General features: G+C 49.3%; 19 protein-coding genes and 2 tRNA genes. 8 read left to right on the top strand and 13 right to left on the bottom strand.

The features are described from left to right. Nucleotides 1–34 precede the first annotated feature (34 nt). Nucleotides 35–1,117 carry a L,D-transpeptidase family protein gene (locus N7387_RS13365; RefSeq protein WP_262862002.1) on the top strand — a complete coding sequence of 361 codons (1,083 nt, stop codon included), beginning with the start codon at nt 35–37 and terminating at the stop codon, nt 1,115–1,117. A gap of 139 nt (nt 1,118–1,256) precedes the next feature. On the opposite strand, the gene N7387_RS13360 is transcribed toward N7387_RS13365, so the two are convergent. The 7 genes from N7387_RS13360 to N7387_RS13330 all read right to left on the bottom strand — a co-directional run bounded on the left by N7387_RS13360 (nt 1,257) and on the right by N7387_RS13330 (nt 6,659). Beyond that, nucleotides 1,257–1,493, bottom strand: a complete 237-nt coding sequence (locus N7387_RS13360; protein ID WP_004239093.1) for a major outer membrane lipoprotein — start codon at nt 1,491–1,493, stop codon at nt 1,257–1,259. 324 nt (nt 1,494–1,817) lie between these two features. Further along, entirely contained in the window at nt 1,818–3,230 is a 1,413-nt protein-coding gene (gene pykF / locus N7387_RS13355) for a pyruvate kinase PykF (RefSeq protein ID WP_262862001.1), read from the bottom strand. 490 nt (nt 3,231–3,720) lie between these two features. Further along, nucleotides 3,721–4,131, bottom strand: coding sequence for a hypothetical protein (locus N7387_RS13350; RefSeq protein ID WP_279799562.1), 411 nt, complete (start codon nt 4,129–4,131; stop codon nt 3,721–3,723). Next, the gene (locus tag N7387_RS13345) at nt 4,125–4,733 is read right to left on the bottom strand and encodes a peptidoglycan recognition family protein (protein ID WP_279799561.1); all 609 of its coding nucleotides are present in this window, start codon (nt 4,731–4,733) and stop codon (nt 4,125–4,127) included. Before N7387_RS13345 ends, N7387_RS13350 begins: the two co-directional genes overlap by 7 nt. Nucleotides 4,734–4,956: 223 nt before the next feature. After that, a tRNA-Val gene (locus tag N7387_RS13340) sits at nt 4,957–5,033 on the bottom strand. A gap of 29 nt (nt 5,034–5,062) precedes the next feature. Further along, nucleotides 5,063–5,139, bottom strand: a tRNA-Val gene (locus N7387_RS13335). 146 nt (nt 5,140–5,285) lie between these two features. Further along, entirely contained in the window at nt 5,286–6,659 is a 1,374-nt protein-coding gene (locus tag N7387_RS13330; protein WP_262861051.1) for an MATE family efflux transporter, read from the bottom strand. 212 nt (nt 6,660–6,871) lie between these two features. Here N7387_RS13330 and N7387_RS13325 point away from each other — a divergent pair, with 212 nt between their 5' ends. Then, complete coding sequence (locus N7387_RS13325) at nt 6,872–7,537, top strand: riboflavin synthase subunit alpha (protein ID WP_262862000.1); 666 nt, start codon at nt 6,872–6,874, stop codon at nt 7,535–7,537. Nucleotides 7,538–7,619: 82 nt separating this feature from the next. Here N7387_RS13325 and cfa read toward each other — a convergent pair whose 3' ends face one another. Beyond that, nucleotides 7,620–8,783 (bottom strand): cyclopropane fatty acyl phospholipid synthase, encoded by a 1,164-nt coding sequence (gene cfa / locus N7387_RS13320; RefSeq protein WP_279799558.1) that lies wholly within the window; start codon nt 8,781–8,783, stop codon nt 7,620–7,622. 265 nt (nt 8,784–9,048) lie between these two features. Beyond that, on the bottom strand, nt 9,049–10,260 hold the full coding sequence (gene punC / locus N7387_RS13315; protein WP_279799555.1) for a purine nucleoside transporter PunC: 1,212 nt from the start codon (nt 10,258–10,260) through the stop codon (nt 9,049–9,051). A 121-nt stretch (nt 10,261–10,381) separates the two neighbouring features. Between punC and punR the strand changes: the two genes are divergently transcribed. Continuing rightward, on the top strand, nt 10,382–11,284 hold the full coding sequence (gene punR / locus N7387_RS13310) for a DNA-binding transcriptional activator PunR (protein ID WP_262861047.1): 903 nt from the start codon (nt 10,382–10,384) through the stop codon (nt 11,282–11,284). 3 nt (nt 11,285–11,287) lie between these two features. Here the strand turns inward: punR and purR are convergent, their stop codons facing one another. After that, the gene (gene purR / locus N7387_RS13305; protein ID WP_025152991.1) at nt 11,288–12,313 is read right to left on the bottom strand and encodes an HTH-type transcriptional repressor PurR; all 1,026 of its coding nucleotides are present in this window, start codon (nt 12,311–12,313) and stop codon (nt 11,288–11,290) included. 426 nt (nt 12,314–12,739) lie between these two features. Continuing rightward, entirely contained in the window at nt 12,740–13,318 is a 579-nt protein-coding gene (gene sodB, locus N7387_RS13300) for a superoxide dismutase [Fe] (protein WP_279799551.1), read from the bottom strand. A gap of 395 nt (nt 13,319–13,713) precedes the next feature. On the opposite strand from sodB, the gene N7387_RS13295 reads away from it, so the two are divergent. Both N7387_RS13295 and N7387_RS13290 read left to right on the top strand, forming a co-directional pair. Continuing rightward, on the top strand, nt 13,714–14,025 hold the full coding sequence (locus N7387_RS13295; RefSeq protein ID WP_279799549.1) for a hypothetical protein: 312 nt from the start codon (nt 13,714–13,716) through the stop codon (nt 14,023–14,025). Between the two features lie 69 nt (nt 14,026–14,094). Next, nucleotides 14,095–14,634: a DUF2058 domain-containing protein gene (locus tag N7387_RS13290; protein WP_025152987.1), complete on the top strand. Its 540-nt coding sequence runs from the start codon at nt 14,095–14,097 to the stop codon at nt 14,632–14,634. 24 nt (nt 14,635–14,658) lie between these two features. Here the strand turns inward: N7387_RS13290 and N7387_RS13285 are convergent, their stop codons facing one another. Then, nucleotides 14,659–15,357 carry an RluA family pseudouridine synthase gene (locus N7387_RS13285; protein WP_279799545.1) on the bottom strand — a complete coding sequence of 233 codons (699 nt, stop codon included), beginning with the start codon at nt 15,355–15,357 and terminating at the stop codon, nt 14,659–14,661. Nucleotides 15,358–15,537: 180 nt separating this feature from the next. Between N7387_RS13285 and N7387_RS13280 the strand changes: the two genes are divergently transcribed. Then, on the top strand, nt 15,538–15,933 hold the full coding sequence (locus N7387_RS13280) for an anti-virulence regulator CigR family protein (protein ID WP_279799542.1): 396 nt from the start codon (nt 15,538–15,540) through the stop codon (nt 15,931–15,933). 38 nt (nt 15,934–15,971) lie between these two features. On the opposite strand, the gene rhtB is transcribed toward N7387_RS13280, so the two are convergent. After that, on the bottom strand, nt 15,972–16,550 hold the full coding sequence (gene rhtB / locus N7387_RS13275) for a homoserine/homoserine lactone efflux protein (protein WP_279799658.1): 579 nt from the start codon (nt 16,548–16,550) through the stop codon (nt 15,972–15,974). Here rhtB and N7387_RS21405 point away from each other — a divergent pair. Both N7387_RS21405 and N7387_RS13270 read left to right on the top strand, forming a co-directional pair. Beyond that, a complete protein-coding gene (locus tag N7387_RS21405; protein ID WP_347815235.1) occupies nt 16,536–16,739 on the top strand; it encodes a hypothetical protein in 204 nt (67 codons plus the stop codon). The two genes, rhtB and N7387_RS21405, sit on opposite strands and share 15 nt — an antisense overlap. Then, nucleotides 16,694–17,017 carry an antitermination protein gene (locus N7387_RS13270; RefSeq protein WP_347815234.1) on the top strand — a complete coding sequence of 108 codons (324 nt, stop codon included), beginning with the start codon at nt 16,694–16,696 and terminating at the stop codon, nt 17,015–17,017. Before N7387_RS21405 ends, N7387_RS13270 begins: the two co-directional genes overlap by 46 nt. Nucleotides 17,018–17,088: the final 71 nt, after the last annotated feature.

Genomic DNA, 17,088 nt, shown 5'->3' with positions numbered 1-17,088 from the left:
CGTATTTTTTTATACCATCAGCTGAGGATCTGGAATGAAACGAATTCTCCCGTTGCTGGGCGGGCTGTTGTTAGCGGTCACTGCGTTAACAGCCCGGGCAACCGAATATCAACTCCCTGCGGACAAGGGCCGGGTCATCGGTGAAAACGTCACCTATATTGTGCCGGATGACGGGCGCTCACTGGAAGCGATTGCAGCAGAGTACGGCATTGGCCTGCTGGCAATGCTGGAAGCTAACCCGGGGACAGATCCGTATCTGCCGAAACCCGGCAGCGAATTGATTATCCCGTCACAACTGATCCTGCCGGACACCCCGCATCAGGGCATTGTCATTAACCTGGCGGAACTGCGTCTGTTTTATTACCCGCAGGGTACCAATACCGTGCGGGTTTACCCGATTGGTATCGGTCAGCTGGGGCGTGATACCCCGGTGATGACCACCTCAGTTTCCCAGTTGATCAAAGATCCGACCTGGACACCAACCGCGAATATCCGCAAAGCCTATGCCGCCCAGGGGATCACCTTACCGGCAGTTATCCCGGCCGGTCCGGAAAACCCGATGGGGCTGTTTGCTCTGCGTCTGGCTCATGGCCGCGGTGAGTACCTGATCCACGGCACCAATGCGGACTTTGGTATCGGTATGCGTGTCAGCTCCGGTTGTATCCGTCTGCGTCCGCATGATATCGAAGCGCTGTTTAACACCATTCCGAAAGGTACGCGGGTTCAGATCGTGAATGAGCCGGTGAAATATGCCATTGAGCCGGATGGTCAGCGTTATGTGGAAGTGCATCAGCCGCTGTCCCGTAATAAGAATGACGACCCGCAGACGATGCCGATTGCCCGTTCCGCCGGACTGACCAGCTTTATTCAGTCTCCGGATACCAACAGCGCCATCGTTGAGCAGGCGATAGCACGCCGCTCCGGTATGCCGGTCAATGTCAGCCGTGATGCGCAATATAAGCAGGAAGCGGTACCGGCAGAGAAAACCAACTTTGCACCGGTGGAAATGGATGAAGAAGCGGAAGTGAAAGCACTGAATCTGCAACCGGCTGATTTCGCTCCGGGTCAGTTAACCCAGCCGGGGCCGATTGTCCGTGAGGAAAACAGCGCAGAGTAATCTTCCTTTTACGCTGTGACAAATGAAAACCGCTTCCGTTGTGAGGCGGTTTTTTTATATCCGGCGTAAATCGCAGGCATAAAAAATGGCGTAACATAATATATGCTACGCCACCCGTTCTTCAGGTCGTGATTACAAATTATTTTTTGTAAGAACGAACCTGGTTGTCTAAGCGCTGGTTAGCGCGTGCTGCTTCGTCTTTAGCCTGCTGAACATCAGCGCGGATTGCGTTAACATCGTTGCTCAGTTGATCAACTTTGGCATTCAGCGTCTTAACGTCGTTGTCCAGTTGGTCAAATTTAGCGTTAGAAGAACAACCTGCTAATAATGCAGAAGCTAAAACTACAGCACCTAATACAATCTTAGAACGACCCATTTTAATACCCTCTAGATTAAAGTTAATCACCAAGTAGCAGTAATGATATTACACATTTCAATAGGGAAAGAGAATAGAAATTCAGCGTTTACAAAGATAATTTTCCTGAAACCGCAAAATAAATCAAAAAAAAACGGCAATTGCGTAATTCTCAACCAAATAATCTGATGCGGAGTTTGATAAGACTGTGAGGTATCACTCCGTATTCAGAAAGCAGCAATTATTCTGCGGCCCGTTGCTTCATTTCCTGTTCCCTTACAGTTTAGAATAAAAAAAGCACTCGCGCAGCGGGTGCTCTCATTAATTCAGATAATGCTGAAAATATTACAGTAATTGTACGGATGAGGTATTGGTGGTACCACTCGGCACTAATGCGCCGGATACCATCACCACGATTTCACCGTTGGTGGCCAGGCCGCTTTCCAGCGCAGCTTCACGGCCGATACGGTAGAAATCATCGGTTGATAAGAATTCGTTCACCAGTTTGGTGGTCACGCCTTTCACCAGCAGTAACTGACGGGCTGTGGTTTCGTTGGTGGTCAGCGCCAGAATCGGGGCTTTAGGGAAGTATTTACGGACAGACTTCGCGGATTTACCGCCTGCGGTTGCCACCACAATCAGCGGGGCATCCAGATTTTCTGACATCTCAACCGCACCACGGCAGACCGCTTCAGTCACACGCAGTTTTTTACCGGCCGGTAAATCGCCGAGACGGCTGTGCATCACGCGATCAGTGCGCTCACAGATGGTCGCCATGATGCTGACAGCTTCAACCGGATATTTCCCTTTCGCACTTTCACCGGACAGCATAACCGCATCGGTACCGTCGAGGATGGCGTTGGCAACGTCACCGGCTTCCGCACGGGTAGGGCGCGGGTTTTTGATCATGGAGTCAAGCATCTGAGTCGCGGTAATGACCACTTTACGGGCGGTATTACATTTTTCGATCATCAGTTTCTGCGCGAAAATCACTTCTTCCACCGGAATTTCCACACCCAGGTCACCACGGGCAACCATGATACCGTCAGAAGCTTCGAGGATTTCGTCGAAGTTGTTCATTCCTTCCTGGTTTTCAATCTTGGAGATGATTTGGATATGTTCGCCACCGTTGGCCTTCAGGTGAGCACGGATTTCATCCACATCGGAACGTTTACGGATAAAGGAAGCGGCAACGAAATCAACATTCTGTTCACAGCCGAAAATCAGATCCTGTTTATCTTTCTCTGCCAGAGCAGGGAGGCCGATAGACACATTCGGCAGGTTAACCCCTTTGTTTTCGCCGAGGTCGCCGTTATTCAGAACTTCACAGATAACCTCTGTTGCGGTGGTCTCTTTGACACGCATGCCGATCAGGCCGTCATCGACCAGAACGATATTGCCCGGTTTCAGATCCTGTGCGAAACCGGCATAAGTGACAGCAACACGCTCATTGTTGCCAATGACAGATTTATCTGTGGTAAAGGTAAAGGTCTGACCCGCCACCAGTGCGACATCATTGCCGCCTTCCAGTTTGATGGTACGGATTTCAGGGCCTTTGGTGTCCAGTAAAATGGCTGCTTTCTTACCGGTACGCGCACAGACAGCACGCAGATTTTTGATGCGCTGACCATGTTCTTCGTAATCGCCGTGGGAGAAGTTCAGACGCATAACATTCATGCCGGCATCTAACAGTGCTTCGAGTTTCTCTTCTGATTCGGTTTTAGGTCCGATAGTACAAACAATTTTCGTCTTTTTCATGACAGCCCATCTACAGTTATTGAGAGTAAATAGTGAACAACCGCCTGTATTCACACCGTATCAGTAAGAACAGGCAATTGTCGTGATCCCCGGTTATTAAAATTAGTCGTTTTTGTAAAAAAACAGATTCAGTATAGCGTGTTTTTCACCACGCCTCTCTGTTTCAGTGCTTATAAATCAGCAAGCTGAATCCATTCAACAACCATGCGGTCATTATAGAGGGTTATTAGTGTGATTTGAATCATAAAATCAGAAATTTTAGCATTTTGGTTTTTTCGGTTGTCTGGTGTTACCTGTGAACCTCTTTAAATCAAAATGGTATCTGAACATTATAACTGTGTATTTTAACAGTGTTTATGGGGCAGAGCAGCCTGCTGCACAGGGTGTATAAATAATTTGGGGAAGGCGCGGATGATTTATGTATAACCCATTCACCCGCGTAATATCATTGGACTTATGCAATCATCTGATATCTTTCATTAAAATCAGATTAATTCTCTAACCCATAAGTACCTGCCATTGGGTCTTCCCATGAATTATCTTTTCGGAAAAAATAAATAGAATCGCCATTATCCGGGATAACCATGCCAAGACCACTGGATTGCAGAACCCATTCACCGGATACACCATTTTCGAACTCAACATTTCCGGTTGATACACATGAAGAGTAATATTCATGCAACCATTTGTTCTCTTTCGAGACTTCAGATGATTTAAAAAACGCTATAAGTTGCTGCTTAGTTGGTTTGAATTTTTTGCAGGCGTTTATCTCACCCTCAGCAGGATCTTTGGTAACTGTAATGCCGGCGTCTTTAATTTCTATGTTTTTCAAAGCTATAGCATTCAGTAAATTAGGCATGATAGCGATTAAAAGTAACAAAATGTATTTCATCTTTACCATGATGCTGTGCTCGCTTCTGTTTCATTTTTTCTGCCTACATCAGGATGTCTGTACACCTCAGATGCTGAAATATCCATAGAATCCAGTAATTCAGACACAAGCCATTTAAGAGAGGCATTTTGTTGCGGATTAACATTTTCATATTCTTCCACAGTTTTTCCTTTAATACCGTATGCTTTACCGACTATTTCAATACCAATGCTATCCATGTTACCAGGATAACGATTCGGAAATGATCTGGTTTTTTCTATATCAGAAATTTCCTTGGTTTTTCCTTTTAACTCAAGGTTGGCCATTTTTGTCAGCTCTGAAGGTTCACATTTTTTCTCAATCAAACAGCGTGATTTCATTTTTCCTACATGCCATGTGACCTTAAACAGAGAGGCAGTCTGATAAATAACACCATCCTTATCGATTAAAAAATGAGCGCCATTACTACCAGCATGACTATAACTATTAAAAACATGAGTCTCAGCGGAGGTATTGGTTTGGTGAACAACGATACCGTTCACCTTATCCATTCTTCCGCGTTCAATATGGCTGAATATCTTAGTTTTTATACGATTTGACTTTACTATTCCATTATCATCAATATACAGCATATGTAACCATCCTTTGATTAATTATCTTACTAGCTTATATCATGCCGTCCGGATAGCAGCTATCGGATGATTACGTAAGCTATGGCGTATGGCGGGAGACATTCTTGCGGTAACGCAAGAAATCAGCCGTATTGATACGCAGAGGTACAATAAGAACAGAAGAGGGTAACGGACTGAAAATCGGATGAACTGAAAAGGGAGGTAAAACGGAACTGCTGAGAAATGGTGCGTCCAAGTGGACTCGAACCACCGACCCCCACCATGTCAAGGTGGTGCTCTAACCAACTGAGCTATGGACGCACTGTGTGATAATTGCTTTGCGACGTAAATGGTGCGTCCAAGTGGACTCGAACCACCGACCCCCACCATGTCAAGGTGGTGCTCTAACCAACTGAGCTATGGACGCATTCTTTAATATCTTCGCTGACAACGGGGACGAATATTAACGATCAGAGCCGGTTCTTGCAAGGGGAAAAACACATTTTCTTGTCCGATTGCTCGTATTTAATGCTATCGGACTGAAAATTGTGCATTTCCCCTGTCAAAAAGCCGTTAACGACCGGCGCGTTGCAGGATAAAACTGTCCGGCTGTTTCTGTAACCACAGGATCCGGCATGCCATACCGATGGCTGCGGCCGTTAATCCGATGATAAAACCGATCCAGAACCCGGCAGGGCCCATCGCCGGTACCACCAGATCTGTTAATCCGAGGAGATAACCGGACGGCAGGCCGAGGATCCAGTAAGCCGTAAAGGTGATATAGAAGATGGCGCGCGTGTCTTTATAACCACGCAGCACACCGGCACCGATCACCTGAACCGAATCCGACAGCTGATAGATACCGGCAAACAGCATCAGGCCGGAGGCCATAATCACCACTTCCGGATTATCGTTATACAGCAGGGCGATAGGCTCACGGAACAGCACAGTAAAGAGGGCGGTGATAGCCGCGATCATCAGCCCGACACCCAGCCCGGTATAGGCGGATACCCGTGCTTTTTCCGTGGAACTTTTTCCGAGGTTAAAGCCGATACGGATAGTGGTGGCGATCCCCAGTGAAATCGGGAACATAAACATCAGTGAGCTGAAGTTCAGGGCAATCTGATGTCCGGCGACGGCGGTGACACCTAATGGCGCAACCAGCAGGGCCACAATGGCAAACAGCGTGACCTCAAAGAACAGCGCCAGGGCAATCGGCAGACCGAGCTGGGTGATCCGCTTTATTACTGCCCAGTCCGGCGGACTGAAGCGGCTTTTCGGCTGTACATCCCGTTGTGAACGGGCATGTTTCACATACCAGCGCATAAACAGGAACATTGCCCAGAACACGGAAGCGGTCGCGACACCACACCCGACACCGCCGAGAGCAGGCGCACCGAATTTCCCGTAAATAAAGATATAGTTGACCGGGATATTCACCAGCAGGCCGAGAAAACCAATCACCATCCCCGGTTTGGTTTTCGATAACCCTTCACACTGGCTGCGCAGCACCTGATAAAACAGATAACCCGGCGCACCCCACATAATAGCGTGGGTGAATCCGACCGCTTTTTCAGCCAGAACCGGGTCAATATGCGGCATATTTTCAATAATGTAGCGGCTGTTATAGAGCACCGCGATGACCAGAACGGACAAAAATGCCGCCAGCCACATACCCTGACGGATCTGGTTGGCAATCATCGGACGGCGGCCGGAGCCGTTGAGCTGCGCGACCACCGGGGTCAGCGCCATCAGCAGACCGTGACCGAACAGGATAGCGGGCAGCCAGATGGAGGTACCGACAGCCACGGCGGACATGTCTGTCGCACTGACTCTGCCGGCCATCACAGTGTCAACCACGCCCATCGCTGTCTGTGTAAACTGCGCGATAATAACGGGAATACCAAGAGCCAGCAAAGTACGCGCTTCTTTCAAATACTTCTGCACGTAATACACCTTATTTATTCTGATAAAAGGAGGAGGAAAGACGTTCCGGGATTCGTAACACATTTACCGGATCAGGCGGAAAAATCATTCTAACGATTAATCAAATACAAGCCAATACAATTAAATGTGCGGGATGTAACGGGAAGGGCTGTTTAATTCTTTGTTTCAGGATAAACTGCATAAATCTATCCGAATACTGACTGGAGATCCGCATGTTTACCGGGATTGTACAAGGCAAAGGCCCCGTTGTCGCCATCGAAGAAAAAGAAAACTTTCGTACCCACACTGTGAAATTCCCGCCGGATATGCTGGCCGGGATAGAAACGGGCGCATCAGTGGCACATAACGGCTGCTGTCTGACAGTCACAAAAATAGACGGGGATTTAATCAGTTTTGATCTGGTTAAGGAAACCTTAAGGCTGACCAATCTCGGCAGCATTAAAACCGGCGATGTGGTCAATCTGGAAAGAGCCGCCAAATACGGTGATGAAATCGGCGGGCATATTATGTCCGGTCATATTGTCACCACGGCGGAAATTGCCAAGATTTTTGTCTCTGAAAATAATTATCAGATCTGGCTGCGTATCGAAGATAAAGCCCTGATGAAATATATCCTGCATAAAGGCTTTGTCGGTATTGACGGTATCAGCCTGACTATCGGGGATGTGGTGAATAACCGTTTCTGCGTGCATCTGATTCCGGAAACCCGTGAGCGCACTACGCTGGGTAAAAAACGGCTGGGCGATAAAGTGAATATTGAGCTGGATCCGCAGACTCAGGCGATTGTTGATACCACCGAGCGGGTGCTGGCGCAGAAAATGCAGCAGTTGCAGGAAAGCCTGACACCACCGGCACCAACAGAAAAACCACAGGACTGATTGTATTCAGATAAAAAAATCCGGTACTGATTTTTGTCAGACCGGATTATTTATTACGGATAGTTTATTGCGGGCAGGATAGTCAGCGCGGAACGCGTAATCCGCCCTCGCAACCCTGCGGGCTCCATAATATCTGCCACAGCTGGATATCACGGGCACGGAATGCACCGGCGCAGGCGTTAAGATAATAGGTGAACATTCGTTTAAAGCGCGGCGTGTAATTATTTTCCAGTGACGGCCAGGCCGCCTGAAAACGGGAATGCCACGCCATCAGTGTCCGGTCATAATCAGCGCCGAAATTATGCCAGTCTTCCATCACTAATTTATTTTCACTGCTGTCGCCGATATTCTGCACAGACGGCAGACAACCGTTCGGGAAAATATATTTGCCGATCCAGGCATCCACATTCACTTTATTGCGGTTTGAACCGATAGTGTGCAGTAAAAATAAGCCGTCCGGTTTCAGGTTGCGTTTAACCACATCAAAATAGGTGGCGTAATTTTTCGGTCCGACGTGCTCAAACATCCCGACAGACACAATCCGGTCATACTGCTCATGCAGATCGCGGTAATCTTCGAGGATAATATTTACGTCAAGATCCGCACAGCGCGCCTGAGCATATTTTTGCTGTTCGGCGGAAATGGTCACACCGGTCACTGACACACCGAAGTGTTTCGCAGCATACGCCGCCAGTCCGCCCCAGCCGCAGCCGATATCCAGCAGCTGCATACCCGGTTTCAGCTGTAATTTTTCACAGATAAGATGCAGCTTCTGCTCCTGCGCCTTCGCCAGATTGGCCGGGTCATCACTGAGATCTTTCCAGTAACCGCAGGAATACTGCATATACGGGTCGAGCATCAGCTCAAACAGGTCATTACCCAGATCATAATGTTCTTCGCCGACAATCCGCGCCCGCTTTTTGGTTTGCAGATTACGCAGGCGGGCCATGGCGATTTTTATAATATCGTTAATATTCTGCGGCAGCTTATTTTCCAGTCCGGCACGTAATACCCGCTGAAAGAAAATATCTAACCGCTCACAGTCCCACCAGCCATCCATATAGCTTTCGCCCAGTCCCATCGAGCCCTGTTGCAGAACCCGTTTAAAGAATTGGCTGTTATGCACCTGAATATCAAAAGGACGGGAACCATTAACCTCAATGCCGGCTTCGTCTAAAAGATCGGAGGCAATCCGCTGCCAGGAATCAGCAGACGTTTTTTGATTTTCGACACAATCAGAACTCATATTATCTCCAATTTTTATCAAAGCGGGATTCTGAGAGCTTTATTCATGACGTTTTGCGCGGGAACAACAGAACCGGTGTGATTGGCCGTCAACGGGTGACAGTCTGCGTATTAACGTGATCGTTAAGACAAAAACAAAGCTCAAAATCCGGATTTAAAACGAATTGTCAGAAAAGTATAGGAGCCTGAAATTAAAATTCAATGACAAAAAAAGCCGTACATGAGTACGGCCCGTAATTAGGAATATTCTTAATACGTGTTGCAGTCTATTGATTTTGTTCCGCAATAGTCACGGAGGTGCGCGAAGAGCGGCGCTGAATAATATAACCGCCGATAGTCAGTACCACGGTTGCCGCCATGACGGCGGTGGTGGAGAGCAGGGGAGCATGCATCAGCGCGGAGACCAGAAAACTGATCGCAGAGCATAAGCCGAGCTGAATGGCATTCTGCAATGCTGCCGCTTTACCGCTGTGCTCCGGATAAACCGCCAGGGCGTTTGATACCGCAATCGGGTAAGACGCACCATTCATTGCCGCCATAAAGCAGAATGGGATCAGGATCGCCACCAGTGACGGGTTGCTGAATTTCGCCATAACATACAACCCGATCATGCTGACGGCATAACCGGCCAGCAGGAACGGCAGCAGGGTTTTACCGTTAATCCGCGACAGCAGGGCACGGCAGCCGTAGCCTCCGACCATAAAGGCGATCGTCTGCGGGATATAGCTCAGGCCGATATCATTCGGGTTATAACCCATATCGCGCAGAATAAACGGCGAACCGGTCAGCCAGGCAAAGAAACCGGCACTGCACGCGGCATAAATCAGCACGTTACCGCTGTAGACCGGGGACTTCAGCAAACGGAAGAAGGAGATCTTCTGTTTTTCTGTTTTGGCTGCATCCGGCGCAATATGGCGCTTTTCTTTCAGCATCAGGGTCGGGATCAGCACCAGCAGGGTGATCCCGCCGAGTACGAGGAAAATCTCATGCCAGCCGCCGTGGTTGAGCAGCCATGCGCCCAGTAACGGCGCCAGTGCCGGGGAAAGTGCCACCAGCGGCATAATCGCGGCAAAGACACGCTGCGCGCGGTGATCATCATAACGGTCGATAACCAGCGCCTGCCAGGTGACCGCTGCGGAGCAGACGCTGACCGCCTGCACAAAGCGCAGTAATAATAGCTGCGCCGGGGTGGAAACCCAGACCATGGCCAGACAGCTCAGGGCAAACAGGCCGAGACCCATCAGCAGAACCGGCTTGCGGCCGATTTTATCGGAGAGTGGTCCCCATAACAGCTGGCCGATGGCAAAACCGACCAGGAAGATACTCAGACTGGCGCTGATAGCGCTGGCAGTGGAGTTCAGAGAGTCCTGCATCATACCGAATGCAGGCAGATACATATCAATCGCGAGGTAACCCAGCATGCTGAGCCCGGCGAGATAAAAGAGAAAGCCGCGGGAAGGCGATTTATTGACAGTCACAGAGAAATACCTGAATGTTAAATAAGTGTAATGCGTGAGTTGTTATTTTAACTATTCGAGTTTTTCTTTGTAAAACGTTATTATTTGCACACTGCTGTGAAATTTTTTGAAAGGAAGAATTGTGTGGTCAGAATATACGCTGGATGTGGTGGATGCTGTGGCACGGACAGGCAGTTTCAGTGCGGCGGCAGAGGAACTGCACCGGGTGCCTTCTGCCATCAGCTACAGCGTCCGTCAGCTGGAAGAGTGGCTGGCGGTTCCGCTGTTTGAACGACGTCACCGGGATGTTGAACTGACACCTGCCGGGGCATTATTTGTTAAAGAAGCGCGTGATGTTATCAAAAAAATGAAATCCACACGCCACCAGTGCCAGATGATTGCCAACGGCTGGCGCGGGCAGTTCAGTATCGCCGTTGACTGTATCGTAAAACCGGAACGGATAACGCGACTTCTGCTGGATTTTTATCATCATTTTCCGGATATCGAGTTGTATATTTATCCGGAGGTGTTTAACGGGGTGTGGGATGCGCTGGTGGACAGACGGGTGGATGTGGCCATCGGCGCGACACGCGCATCCCCGATCGGCGAGCGTTATAATTTCCGTGATATGGGGTTTATGCCGTGGCGTGCGGTGGTCAGCCCGGATCATCCGCTGGCCTCTGCCGGTCATGTCCTGACCAATGAGGAGATGGTGCCGTACCCGAGTTTATGTCTGGAAGACACCTCGCGTTCCCTGCCGAAACGCGACACGTGGGCACTGGATAATCAGCGCCGCCTGGTGGTGCCGGACTGGGATCGCGGGATTGCCTGTGTGGAATCGGGATTATGTGTGGCAATGATGCCGGCGCACCGGGCCGATCCGCTGATTAAAGAGGGGCGGCTGGCAGCGCTGAAGATAGAGCAGCCATTGCCGGACAGCCCGTGCTGTATCACCTGGGTGGATAAAGATACCTCTCCGGCACTGAGCTGGCTGCTCGATTATCTCGGGGACAGCAGTACACTCAATGCCGAATGGCTGCGCTGATCCTCAGCGGCGGTAATCGATAAACGGACCATCTGCCACGGAGCGGCGTTCGACCAGGCGCGGATGCACCTCAATAGTCTGTGCATCTTCGCGTTTGTTGACGATACGGTCGAGCAGCATGGTCAGCGCCATCTGTCCCAGCCGCTCTTTCGGCTGGTGGATGGTGGTCAGGGCAGGGGTAAAGTAGCGGGCGTTACGGATATTGTCATACCCGATCACAGAAATATCCTGCGGGACACGCAGGCCCATTTCATCAGCCGCGCAAATCGCGCCCATCGCCATGGCATCCCCGCCGCAGAATACCGCGGTCGGGCGCTGTTTGCCGGATAAAATCTGTGCCATCGCCTGATAACCGGAATCCGGTTCAAAATCGCCCTGAACAATCCATTCATCACGCACTGTAATGCCGGCTTCTTTCATTGCTTTGCGGAATCCTTCCAGACGGTTGCCGCCGGTGTTTCGCTCAAGCGGCCCCGGAATAACCGCGATATCACGGTGACCGCGTTCAATCAGGTAACGGCCGGCAAGATAACCGCCGTGCAGGGCGTTATCAATAATCGCATCGGTGAAATCCCCGCGCGCTTTGCCCCAGTCCATTACCACCATCGGGATATTGCGGTAGCCTTCCAGCATGGCAATCAGCTGATCCGGATATTCAGAACACATCACCAGCAGACCATCGACCCGCTTTTGTGCCAGCATCGCCAGGTAGGCTTTCTGCTTGTCAGGATTATTGTGAGAGTTGCACAGCACCAGGGTATAGCCTTTGCTGTAGCAGCTGTTTTCCACCGCCTCAATCACTTCCGCAAAATACGGCGCTTCACTGGAGGTGGCCAGCAGCCCGATGGACTTGGTGTTATTGACTTTCAGACTGCGCGCCACGGCGCTCGGTGAATAGTGCAACTCTTTGATAGCAGCCCAGACAGCCGCCTTCGTTTCTTCCGCAACGAAACGGGTATTATTAATGACATGGGAGACGGTTGTGGTAGAGACGCCCGAGCGCTTAGCCACATCTTTAATCGTTGCCATGATGAAAACAACTCCTGACCTGCCGGTCTGTATTTTATTATTCGGTTAATCGATTGCTATTATAGTGCCATTATGCGGTAACAATAGAAAAATTTCTGTAAAAACAGGCATTGTTGTCTGATCCGGGTCAAAAGTAAAAAATATTACCTGTGCTATGGTTATTGATATGGTCAGCTATTCGGATTTTCCGGTCAGACCATCCGTTTTAATTATTTTGATGATTCAGGATGTCAGGTAATCATCATTGGTCATTAAGCAGCTATTTTGGAGATAGGAATGGATACAGATCTGAAATATGGTTTGTCAACCGCAGTTGCGGCACTGGTTATGATCGTATTATTTGCAACAATGCTTTTCTGATACACCCCCATCAATACAAAAGGGCGGAAAATTCCGCCCTTTCTTGGTTAACAGTATTTTTACGGATTACGCCAGGTTTTCTTCCGCAAATTTCCAGTTCACTAATGCCCAGAAGTTTTCCAGGTATTTAGGACGGGCATTACGGTAGTCGATATAATAAGCGTGTTCCCAGACATCGACGGTTAAGATGGGTTTGTCGTTACCGCTGACCGGGGTTGCCGCGTTAGAGGTATTGACGATAGCCAGGCTGCCGTCTGCTTTTTTCACCAGCCATGTCCAGCCGGAACCGAAGTTTTTCACTGCGGCATCGGTAAACTGCTGTTTGAATTCGGCAAATGAACCGAACGCGTTGTTAATCGCATCCGCAATTTTACCGGTTGGCTCGCCACCGGCGTTTGGTGCCAGGCAGTGCCAGTAGAACGTGTGGTTCCAGACCTGGGCGGCGTTATTGAAGATACCGGCATCAGAGGTTTTGATAATCTCTTCCAGTGATTTACCTTCAAACGCGGTGCCTTTGATCAGGTTATTCAGATTAAGCACATAAGTGTTGTGGTGTTTGCCGTAGTGGTATTCCAGTGTTTCTTCAGAAATATAGGGCGCTAATGCATTTTTTGCATAAGGCAGTGCAGGTAATTCAAACGACATTGCATTCTCCTTGTTAAGGTTAAATCAGTAACCTCATCACAGACGGGTTACTGTTATTATTCTGCGAATTATCTTAACAAGTTTTGTCATAAAAAACAGCGTGAAATACTGGGGGTGATGTTATTCACATTGTGAAAGATAAAATTGCCCACAGAATGATATCCGTCACAATAAAGGCGATAAGCAAGGTGTACAGCTTATGGCGGCAGATCCAGTTATAATAGCGTTTCATTCTGTCTTCCCCGTATGACTGCGGAATCTTAACTATAACGGGTTTACCGGCTGAAATCCGCGCAGGTTTAACCATTTTACAAAAAGCGTGACAGCGGCCGCCGTTTGTCAACCGGCAGCAGACCCTTTACAATCTGCGCTATGACAAAAGTACAAGAATGTTCATGATGCTGGCAGACTATATTTCCCGCGCGATACAAAACCATACTGATTGCAATGCGATTTGTGACCATTATCAGAAAGATGAACTCTCCGAAGTGATCCGGCGGGTCCGCAAATGGCAGTTCCGCGACGGTATTGAGCTGATGTGCAGTGAAGAGATAGAAACTGCCGTACAGAGCGGAGACGAACAGTGCCCCGAGCAGTGGATAGTCTGGTCTGTCACCGGGGATAATGCGAAAACGGTTTCTCCGCAGCACAAAGAATTTTTCAGTCTGTGCCAGCAGGGTTACTGGCTGAAAATGCAGCTGGCCTGACGTACCGGATACAATCCTGAAAATTACCGGTATAATTACCGGCAATATTAAACTGATTCAGAAAAGACAATGACAAAACTCACATTACAAGAGCAGATGCTGAAAGCCGGACTGGTGACCAGCAAAAAAATGGACAAAGTCCGCAGAACAGCAAAAAAATCGCGTGTTCAGGCCCGTGAGGCCAGAGAAGCGGTGGAAGAGAATAAAAAAGCGCAGCTTGAGCGTGATAAACAGCTGAGTGAGCAGCAAAAACAGGCTGTTTTATCCCGGGAATATAAAGCTCAGGTGAAACAGCTGATTGAAATGAACCGGATTATTATTTCAAAAGGCAATATTGATTTTAATTTCACCGACAACAACGTGATTAAAAGCATTGCCGTGGACAAAACCACACAGTCTCAGCTGATCAGCGGGCGCCTGGCAATTGCCCGGTTAAGCACGGAAAACAGCAGTGTGAGTGAATATGCCATTATCCCGGCGGTTGTTGCGGATAAAATCACACAGCGTGATGCGGAAAGCATTGTGTTAAATAATGCGCTGGCACAGGACGAAGCAGACGAAGACGACCCGTATGCTGATTTTAAAATCCCGGATGATTTAATGTGGTGATCTGAATCTGCCTGCTTCCCCTGTTCAGAACGGGCAGGGACTGCGGGCATTGATCGGTTCGCCGCTGACCGGATGCACAAAATCCAGCTCCCCGGCATGCAGCATCAGCCGCGGAATATTTTCAGTACCCGGCAATAGTTTCCCGCCATAGAGATCACACCCTAAAATCGGATGGCCCAGATACTGACAATGAATGCGGAGCTGATGCGTGCGACCGGTTTCCGGTGTCAGTGCCACCCGCGTGACCGGCAGAGAGAGTCCGTCTTCCGTTTCATAATAAAAGCGCTCAGTCACCTGATAATGTGAACGGGCCGGTTTTCCCCGGACAGCACATAGCGTCATGCGCGGAAACAGTGCCGGATCTTTGGCAATCGCCGCATCAATTATTCCTTCATTCTCATTCAGATGCCCGCACAACAGGGCACTGTAACCTTTCTGCACTGTACGCTGACTGAACTGACGACAAAGTGCGGCATTGATCACTTTGTTGCAGGCTACCACCAGCAGCCCGGAGGTACCGAAATCCAGCCGGTGTACCAATGTGCAGCCGGGAAACAGTTGCACCAGACGGTAATGCACAGAATCCAGATTCTGCGGATTTTTTCCCGAAAGACTGAGAAGCCCGGCCGGTTTATTAATCAGCAGCAGGTGTTCATCCTGATGCAGAATATCAATCTGCTCAGGGCACGGCGGGGCGATAAAGGTATCGGTAATGTCAGACATCGGGCTATCCGGATAAAAAGCGGAAGGGGATGATAACCAATTTTCAGTACAGTGGCGAATCATGTTGTCCGGATATCCTATTGCGTAATTTTTCGGAATGATCCACGCTCATTATCAGTATTGATACGCAGAGGTTGTGTTATGCGCAGATTGACACAGGTATGTAACGCAGTGCTGTTGATGACCGGACTTTTAGTCGCTCCGGTAGCGTCTTATGCGGACCGGGATCATGATAAAAGACACGGTCACCGGTATGAGCATAATCACGGTCATTATAAGCACAGAGATAATCATTACCATAAGTACAAAAAAGATCTGACTTACGCACAGGCACGCTGGCTGGCGTCAGAAAACGGATTACCCGGATATCACGCGCTGCCGCCGGGAATAGCGAAAAACCTTGCCAGAGGAAAACCACTCCCTCCGGGCATTGCAAAACGCGCAGTACCTGCCCATATGCGTGACCGACTGCCGCATTATCCGGGCTATGAGTGGAAAATAGCCGGTGACGATTTAGTGCTTATTGCACTGAGTACCGCGGTGGTGACCTACATTATTAATGATGTTTTTGAGTAGCGATATAACGCCCCGCAAATAACGGGGCGTATTCCGGTTCAGGCCGGACGGGTAAAGGCCAGCAGGGCACCGACCAGCATAAATAATGATCCGAACACTTTATTCATGGCGCGGGTTTGTGCCGGGCTTTTGATAAATACCGCGATTTGCCGCGCGAGTACGGCATACCCTGTCATCACAATAATATCCGCCGCCACCGTGGTGATCCCCGGAATCAGATACTGCATCAGCTGGGGCTGGTGCGGCATAAAAAACTGCGGAAACAGCGCCGCGAGAAAAACAATGCTTTTGGGATTCGAGATATTCACCAGCACGCTGTTCTGATACAACTTTTTGCGTGACAGCGTTGCTGCCGGTGTATTCAGTTCAATGGTTCCCGCTGCCCGCCACTGGCGGATCCCCAGCCGGATAAGATAGGCCGCGCCGGCCCATTTCAGTATTTCAAAGGCCAGAACCGATTGTGACAGTAATGTCCCCAATCCGACACCAACCAAAATGATCAGCAGTGACAGACCGGTCTGCAACCCGGCAATGGCCGCAATCGCGCCCGCGCCGGGAGACAGACGGACAATCACGGATGTTATCAGATAGGCAAACCACCAATGGCGTTTGAGGATTACGCCCGTTCAGCGGGTTCTGTCTGCCAGTGTCAGGACTGCGGCGGAAAAGGACTGATTTATCGCCGGAAAGGGGTGGTGAAGCATCCGGGTATCACCAATATGGAGGGTACTGTGATTGTTGAGCCGATAGTCCGTACTGAGTGCGCTGGCGAACTGTGTATGACCTGCAATGGGAAGGGCAGTTAACCCACCGGTGCCAGTGCAGAGGCCGGGGAAAAGTTCCGGATGAGGAACAGACATTGTTACAAGGCGTTCCGGTTATCAAGGATTGCCCGCGTTGTTCCGGAAGAGGTTACCGGCGGGTACCATCATCTGTGGCATACAATGCAATTAAGCATCTTGTTCCTGATTTAACCCAATCCAGCTGGTCACGAAACTGGAAGCCATTTTACGAGGCGTTAACAGGGAAGTGTTATATAGAGGAGAATAAAGCAGAGATGTTTTTTAATAAAGCCACTCGCTAATTGTTGAATGAATTGTACCGGTTTATGCACTTAACCGGTATTGATAAAAAAGCCCGGCATAATACGATGCC

Origin of the sequence: Morganella sp. GD04133, from assembly GCF_029835375.1 — a bacterium.
GTDB lineage: Bacteria > Pseudomonadota > Gammaproteobacteria > Enterobacterales > Enterobacteriaceae > Morganella > Morganella morganii_B.
The sequence above is the reverse complement of the archived record's forward strand: the minus strand, read 5'-3'. Positions and strand labels throughout refer to the sequence as shown.

What these genes read in the sequence shown, in the direction of transcription:
- N7387_RS13290 (WP_025152987.1), top strand. Translation starts at nt 14,095, where the DNA reads ATGACAAAACTCACATTACAAGAGCAGATGCTGAAAGCCGGACTGGTG.
- sodB (WP_279799551.1), bottom strand. Translation starts at nt 13,318, where the DNA reads ATGTCGTTTGAATTACCTGCACTGCCTTATGCAAAAAATGCATTAGCG.
- N7387_RS13285 (WP_279799545.1), bottom strand. Translation starts at nt 15,357, where the DNA reads ATGTCTGACATTACCGATACCTTTATCGCCCCGCCGTGCCCTGAGCAG.
- N7387_RS13295 (WP_279799549.1), top strand. Translation starts at nt 13,714, where the DNA reads ATGATGCTGGCAGACTATATTTCCCGCGCGATACAAAACCATACTGAT.
- N7387_RS13350 (WP_279799562.1), bottom strand. Translation starts at nt 4,131, where the DNA reads ATGGTAAAGATGAAATACATTTTGTTACTTTTAATCGCTATCATGCCT.
- pykF (WP_262862001.1), bottom strand. Translation starts at nt 3,230, where the DNA reads ATGAAAAAGACGAAAATTGTTTGTACTATCGGACCTAAAACCGAATCA.
- purR (WP_025152991.1), bottom strand. Translation starts at nt 12,313, where the DNA reads ATGGCAACGATTAAAGATGTGGCTAAGCGCTCGGGCGTCTCTACCACA.
- cfa (WP_279799558.1), bottom strand. Translation starts at nt 8,783, where the DNA reads ATGAGTTCTGATTGTGTCGAAAATCAAAAAACGTCTGCTGATTCCTGG.
- N7387_RS13365 (WP_262862002.1), top strand. Translation starts at nt 35, where the DNA reads ATGAAACGAATTCTCCCGTTGCTGGGCGGGCTGTTGTTAGCGGTCACT.
- N7387_RS13345 (WP_279799561.1), bottom strand. Translation starts at nt 4,733, where the DNA reads ATGCTGTATATTGATGATAATGGAATAGTAAAGTCAAATCGTATAAAA.
- N7387_RS21405 (WP_347815235.1), top strand. Translation starts at nt 16,536, where the DNA reads ATGGCGTTTGAGGATTACGCCCGTTCAGCGGGTTCTGTCTGCCAGTGT.
- N7387_RS13325 (WP_262862000.1), top strand. Translation starts at nt 6,872, where the DNA reads ATGTTTACCGGGATTGTACAAGGCAAAGGCCCCGTTGTCGCCATCGAA.
- N7387_RS13280 (WP_279799542.1), top strand. Translation starts at nt 15,538, where the DNA reads ATGACCGGACTTTTAGTCGCTCCGGTAGCGTCTTATGCGGACCGGGAT.
- N7387_RS13360 (WP_004239093.1), bottom strand. Translation starts at nt 1,493, where the DNA reads ATGGGTCGTTCTAAGATTGTATTAGGTGCTGTAGTTTTAGCTTCTGCA.